The organism is Microcystis sp. M49636_WE2 (assembly GCF_030065375.1).
GTDB classification, from domain to species: Bacteria; Cyanobacteriota; Cyanobacteriia; order Cyanobacteriales; family Microcystaceae; genus Microcystis; species Microcystis aeruginosa_C.
Genome location: NZ_JASJFG010000078.1, coordinates 1 through 5,337 on the forward strand (window position 1 = coordinate 1; position 5,337 = coordinate 5,337).

The following is a 5,337-nucleotide window of genomic DNA, read 5'->3' on the forward strand; positions in this document are numbered from 1 at the left end:
CGATTTCTCACCATTAACTGTAATTTATCAACCCTTTCATTATGGGGATTGTGGTAGATTTTCGCTAAGTACCCATTAAAGTTAGTGTGCCATACTTTCGCTTCGCCACTGTTCGCCAGTTCTTGCGTCAGTGTAATCCAGCGATTCTGTAGTTGACAGCGATAAGTTAAAGACATCAAAAAATCTCCGAGTATTTGTGCTGTTCAGAAAAATTTATCTAGTCGTTTCTAATAAGTTAGATATAAGTAGCTGGTTATAATTAAATTAAAAATGGATTTTGCCTTTAATCCCCCTTTGATAACGGGGGTGTCTGATAATTTTTAACGCCTACCTACTTAGTATCAATCAAATACTGGTTTAGCTGTGTCATCTTGAACGCGATCAAAGTCTGAATCGTTGCCAACGTTGGGAATCTGGCGTAGCACCTCTGCTAGGGATTTTCGTTGCGGTTGCAGCAAGGCTTTTTCTAAGATTTGGCGGTGTTCGGCTTCGGCACTGATCCCGTGTTGGCTGGCTCGCTTTTTGAGAGCTTTGACGATGGCTTCATCGATATTGCGGACGATTAAATCTGCCATAGACGACATCCGTTTGAGAGTGGTATTGTATTCTCAACCATTTAAATGATAGCAATGATAGTCAATGATCTTATCCTAGGTTGGGTTGAACGATAGTGAAACCCAACATTTTTTAATAATTGAGTTGGGTTTCGTCAAATCAATTCCTGTAAAATAGCTTCGATTTGTCCTTTTAGAGGAGGAATGTCATTTTCAACAATATCCCAAATAATCTCTAGATTGATACGAAAATATTCATGAATAGTTAAGTTTCTTAGATCGCTGGCATCTCGCCAAGGAACTTCGGGATGTCTTGCTTTAAATTCTTGAGAAGTTGCTCTAGCTGCTTCACCAATAATTTGTAAATGATAGACAATCCAAGTTTGAATTAATTCTTGTTGTTCAAACAGGGTTTTTCCCTGTCGAGCATACTTTTCTAAACGCTCAATTGCTTCTAAAATATCCCGCAAGCGTTCGCTATCATCTCTCATAGTGGTATTGCTTCTTTTAGTACCCGCTCTCTGATTCTATCTTTAAGTCCCTGTTCGGTAACAATATCAACTTTGCAGCCTAACAAGGCTTCAAGTTCTCGAATTAACGGCAAGGGAAACCAGGGACTCCGACGTTCGCTACAATAATCAATTAATAAATCAATATCGCTTTTTTCGTCAGCTTCTCCCCGTGCAACAGAACCAAAAATTCGCACGTTATTTGCGCCGTGTTTAGCCGCAATAGCAATAATTTTTTCTCGTTTGTTTTTGAGTAATTCGTCAATTTTCATAATTTACTTAGTCCATAGTCTTATCATAGGTTGGGTTGAACCAGAGCCAGAAACCGGGTTTGTCAAACAAACCCGGTTTCTGAACAAAAAGCTAGGAGTAAGGTTTTATCATCGGTTGTTAACTTATTTAAATCCTCCCGCTCTAAAAATTCTTCGAGGTCTTCTTGCAATGGCGTTTCTGTCTGTTGTAAATATTCCTCTAATGGCTGAAAAAAGGGCGGAAAAGGCTGCCAATTTTTATAATTGATCGATACCTTTTCCACTCCATCCGTCGCCACACAAATAAAGGCAACTGGCTCGGTTAAAACTTTTATTTGCATATCCTCCAAAGCATTACTAGAAGTAACAAAAGTGGTTTCATTGATGTATTCCCCCTTGTCAGGCTGAAACAATAACTGATAATTTCCTCCCAGAGGTTTGAACACAATAAAACCGTCTCCTATCTGCATCGCCGCTAATCGTTTTGAAGTAACCAAAACAACCAGTAAAGTTGTCGCCAGATCATTAATATCTAACTGTTCTTTTTCGGCTTTTTCTTGGAGAATTTGCTGAACATAAGCCAACAGTTGCCAGAATATTTCCTTTAATTCCGCTTCAGTTCCAGTGGCAGCTAATGCTGTTTTTTTGAGCTTATACTCTAAAAATTGCAGCGCTGCTTTAACTGTTATTTTCGCCCCTAAATCCGAATGTTTGGCACTACCGGCCCCATCGGCTACGGCTCCAATCAAAACATCCTGACCCAATACCTTATAATCACCATAATCTTGACAGGGTAATCCCGTTTGGACGTGAAAACTACCGACCACCGACTGACATAATGTTCTCCACATAATTAACTGTCCTCTAGGTGGTGATTTGTCCCCAATTCACTGGTGGTAAAGCGATCGCCGCTCCAATTTTACCACCAGAAACTCGTTTCATTGAGTTACTTAACCACTGAAATAATTCCCGAAAATCTAAACCATTGAGTAACACGGGGGGATTATTAGAAATCTGTTTAAGCTTCTCCATATCAGCACCCTGAACACCTACAGAAAAAAATAAAACCCGATTTTCTGCTTCTGCTTGTTTTACCCGTTGCGCCGCCAGACTCCATTGATCCGTAGGCGCACCATCAGTAATTAAAAATATCCAGGGGCGATAATATTGGATACCATTATTTCTATAAATCGCTTTACGATCTTCGATTAAATCTAAAGCCAATTCAATCGCTTTTCCCATGGGAGTTAAGTCTCCTGCGGTTAAAGTCGGTGGCGTAAATTGATCAATCCCGACAAAATCTTGCACGGTTTTAACCCCTCCCTTACCAAAGGTGACAATGGCGGTTTCTACGCTCAACGTCGCTTGGGTATCCCGCATCACATCCTCCTGAAAGGTTTTGATACCATCATTGAGAGCCTTAATCGGTTCCCCTTCCATTGAACCAGAGGTATCTAGTAGTAGTACCACAGGACAGCGATTTTCCTGATTTTCGACAAATTCAGCCACACCAATCGGCATTTTTTTAAGCCTCCTAATTTTTTGAACTGGGGGAACTATGGGAGTTGTAGGAATTGGGATTATCTACTTTTTGTCCTATTATATTATCTCTGCCAGTCCCATCAGAGGCTCTCTTATTCTTTGTGTGATAAGTTTAACTTACTATAAGAGCGATCAATCTTTGTGTCCTCTGTGTCTGGAGTGGTTCGTTCCACTCACCCACCAGCGTTACCGTATCTTAGAATACATTTTAACCACAGAACCCATCAGAAAAGATATCTTTCCCTTAAGCTGAACGCGGGATTTGATTTTTGACTATTAGTCGCAGGGTTTGTTGCAATTCCTCGCGACTGTGAATTTCCTCCAGACGGTGAACCGGAACACCTCGATCGAAGAGAATTAAAGTAGGCAGACTACGCAGACGAAAACTATTAGCTAATTTAAAATTATTATCGGCATTGACACCGACTAATTGAATCGCACCTTGACAGTCATTTTGCCAAGACAAGAGGGTGGGTTGGATTAAACGACATAAACCACACCAAGGAGCCCAAAAATGCACGAGAACCGGACGGGAAGATTCTAAAACTAGCTTAGGGAAGCTCTTTTCGTTGACAGATAGTATCATGTCTAAACGTATTTTATGAAAACTTTATTTTGATATAGAAGCCATTCTACACCAATCGGGATCAACAGGAAAGGAGTTGGGAGCAAAATCACCAATAAATTTTACTTGTTGCTTGCATTAGCCAAGGATGCGCCCACCAGAGGAGTAAAATAAACCCTGTTACTCCTAGATAGGCAGGACGAAGGAATTCTTGCCATTTCAGGCTTTGCCGACCATCGATAATCGCTAAAAAGGGAACCACTGAGGTGCGTTCTTTGACCTTTAAAAATGCCTCTCCGTAACGGTTCTCTAACCGGCGATCGCCATGCCAGACGGCAAAAAGATGATGAGCAATTAAACCTAGGGAAGTTAATAGGGTAAAGCTTGTCCCTAACCAGAGGGTGTGACCAATACACCAGATCACCTGTCCTACCATCTGGGGATGACGGGTAACGCGCAGGATGCCGGTTTCATAGAGATGAACCTGGGGTTTTTGGATAGCGGCGATCTCCAGCAGGTTAAAGGTGGCAGGATAGAGAAAGAAAAAAGAAATGGCCGAAAGTATCCAAACTAGGGTTTTAACTCCGGTTACTCCCTGTACTTGCCAGAGAAGCAAACCATCATAACGATGATTGAAGAAATAAACTACTAAAATTACCGCTAGAGGAATACTCACAAGGGCAAATAATACCCGATACAGTCGCGCACCGATGATAGCTTCTCCCCGCATTCGTAAACTGGCTAATCCGCTATGGGCAACAGCAAAACCCAGTAATAAACCTAACATGATCCAATGACTAGCGAATGCCACTTTTACCCTCTTGATTGACTAAATTTTTCTCCCAATTCTATTTTAAAGATTGATGGTTAATTTTCAGCACCTTTTTTTGTGTTGCCAGTATCGGGGATTCGGGGCAAAATAAAACTATGCTTCCCCAAAGTGACCCCCCAAAAATATACCCAGGGAACTATCTAATTTTGCAACTTTTTAGGTAATATGTCTTATCCCCAAAAGCGATTTGTGATGGTCTGTCAGCATTCTTCCTGTTTGGTGCAGGGTGCGTCCGAGCTTCTTTTAGCTTGGCAAACGGCAGCTCTCCCAGAAGATGTCATCGTTATGACCAGTGGTTGTCAAGGACAGTGTAGCACTAGCCCCACGGTGAGAATTATTCCCGAAGAAACTTGGTACTGTCGTGTTAAACCAGAGGATGTCAATCAGATTGTCGAGGAACATTTAAAAAACGGTCAACCGGTCGAGCGTTTACTCCATCCACGCATTCACGCTGAATAGCAGTAAACGGCTCTCCCAGGCTTGGTGGGTAAAATGTATTCTAAGATACATTCCTCCTAGCGAGGGGGTGGAACGAACCACAAAGACACAAAGGACACAAAGATCGATCATATTGTGAGTTAAACTTATCACACAGAACCTAGAAGAGCCAGTAAACTCGGTCATCAATTTTTAGACTATGCTTCACAATAGTCTTTTGCTCCTAGGTTAACCCCTGTGAGTGCCTGTGATTGCAATCCAGAGACTTAATTCTCGGATAATACATTTGTTTTAGATTATTGGTTTCCTTTCGGGATTTCCGAAGAACAAAAAAGGGGACTTAGCCCCTTTTTCCGGATTAGTTAGTTATTTTTTCGGCGATAACATCATCATCATGTTACGACCTTCTTTTTTTGGTGCTTGCTGTACCTCAGCTACATCCTCTAAATCCTTGGCCATGCGAGCCAGTAATTCTTCCGCTAGGTTAGAGTGTTGAATTTCCCGACCTCGGAAGGTAATCGTCGCTTTTACCTTATCTCCCGCTTTTAAAAAACGTTGCGCTTGGTTGACTCGCACGTTGTAGTCATGCTCATCGATTTTATAGCGCATTTTAACTTCTTTTATATCGGCTGTATGCTGTTTTTTC

Annotated in this window: 9 protein-coding genes and 1 pseudogene; 1 reads left to right on the top strand and 9 read right to left on the bottom strand. The window is 41.5% G+C overall.

Annotation, left to right across the window (positions count from 1 at the left end; all coding sequences use genetic code 11):
- The 8 genes and pseudogenes from PX484_RS01760 to PX484_RS01795 all read right to left on the bottom strand — a co-directional run.
- Nucleotides 1-176, bottom strand: a pseudogene (locus PX484_RS01760) (SUMF1/EgtB/PvdO family nonheme iron enzyme); the annotation flags it as partial.
- Between the two features lie 165 nt (nt 177-341).
- A complete protein-coding gene (locus tag PX484_RS01765) occupies nt 342-575 on the bottom strand; it encodes a FitA-like ribbon-helix-helix domain-containing protein (RefSeq protein ID WP_002783562.1) in 234 nt (77 codons plus the stop codon).
- A 134-nt stretch (nt 576-709) separates the two neighbouring features.
- Nucleotides 710-1,045, bottom strand: a complete 336-nt coding sequence (locus PX484_RS01770; RefSeq protein WP_002783557.1) for a HepT-like ribonuclease domain-containing protein — start codon at nt 1,043-1,045, stop codon at nt 710-712.
- Nucleotides 1,042-1,335, bottom strand: a complete 294-nt coding sequence (locus PX484_RS01775) for a nucleotidyltransferase family protein (RefSeq protein ID WP_002770523.1) — start codon at nt 1,333-1,335, stop codon at nt 1,042-1,044. The genes PX484_RS01770 and PX484_RS01775 overlap by 4 nt, the downstream gene beginning before the upstream one ends.
- 62 nt (nt 1,336-1,397) lie before the next feature.
- Nucleotides 1,398-2,165, bottom strand: a complete 768-nt coding sequence (locus tag PX484_RS01780; RefSeq protein WP_287766425.1) for a PP2C family serine/threonine-protein phosphatase — start codon at nt 2,163-2,165, stop codon at nt 1,398-1,400.
- A 13-nt stretch (nt 2,166-2,178) separates the two neighbouring features.
- Nucleotides 2,179-2,835, bottom strand: coding sequence for a vWA domain-containing protein (locus PX484_RS01785; protein WP_287766424.1), 657 nt, complete (start codon nt 2,833-2,835; stop codon nt 2,179-2,181).
- Between the two features lie 265 nt (nt 2,836-3,100).
- On the bottom strand, nt 3,101-3,442 hold the full coding sequence (locus PX484_RS01790) for a thioredoxin family protein (protein ID WP_002737429.1): 342 nt from the start codon (nt 3,440-3,442) through the stop codon (nt 3,101-3,103).
- 88 nt (nt 3,443-3,530) lie between these two features.
- Entirely contained in the window at nt 3,531-4,232 is a 702-nt protein-coding gene (locus tag PX484_RS01795; protein WP_185238441.1) for an NnrU family protein, read from the bottom strand.
- 186 nt (nt 4,233-4,418) lie between these two features.
- Between PX484_RS01795 and PX484_RS01800 the strand changes: the two genes are divergently transcribed.
- Nucleotides 4,419-4,712 carry a (2Fe-2S) ferredoxin domain-containing protein gene (locus tag PX484_RS01800; protein ID WP_287766423.1) on the top strand — a complete coding sequence of 98 codons (294 nt, stop codon included), beginning with the start codon at nt 4,419-4,421 and terminating at the stop codon, nt 4,710-4,712.
- 345 nt (nt 4,713-5,057) lie between these two features.
- Here the strand turns inward: PX484_RS01800 and infC are convergent.
- The coding region (infC, locus tag PX484_RS01805) for a translation initiation factor IF-3 (RefSeq protein ID WP_288102719.1) at nt 5,058-5,337 on the bottom strand (280 nt) is incomplete at its 5' end.